General features: G+C 62.2%; 1 protein-coding gene. It reads right to left on the minus strand.

Features of this window, described 5'->3' with window-relative positions; all coding sequences use genetic code 11:
• The coding region (locus CXR03_RS19040; protein WP_146070576.1) for a substrate-binding domain-containing protein at positions 1 to 510 on the minus strand (510 nt) is incomplete at both ends.

Below are 510 nucleotides of genomic sequence, written 5' to 3' on the forward strand. Positions count from 1 at the left end.
GTTGATCGAGGGGTCGGCCAGCAGCGCCGACTGGGTGCCCGACTGGATCTTCGTTGCCCATTCGGAAACCGGCACGTCGAGATGCGTCTGCTTGCAGTCCGGGCAGAGCGCCTTGAGTTGGTCCTGGATGGACTGGACAAAAGGAATAGACGGCAGCACATCCGAAGAGCCGATGATCAGGACGTTCGGCTTACCTTCGGTCTGCGCATACGCCCAGGCAGCGAGCAACTTGCCCGCGCCAGTGAAGTCGACTTTGCCGGAATAGTCGACGCTCTCTACAGCCGGCTGGGTCACGTCGTAGAAGTGGGTGGTGCTGATCTTGAGGCCAGCGGCGCGTGCCTCGGAGAGCTGCGGCCCCAGCACTTCCGGATTGAGACCACCGGCAAGGTCGACCACGTCGTAGTCCTGGCTGATGGCCTGGGAAATCCCCTGAACCCACTGGTCGAGTTTCAGCTGGTTGTCCCAGGTGGTGTAGGTGAAGCCAACTTCGGCCGCTGCCGAGGCCATCGC

The organism is Arthrobacter sp. 08Y14, from assembly GCF_002929455.1.
Classification (GTDB): Bacteria; Actinomycetota; Actinomycetes; order Actinomycetales; family Micrococcaceae; genus Arthrobacter_B; species Arthrobacter_B sunyaminii.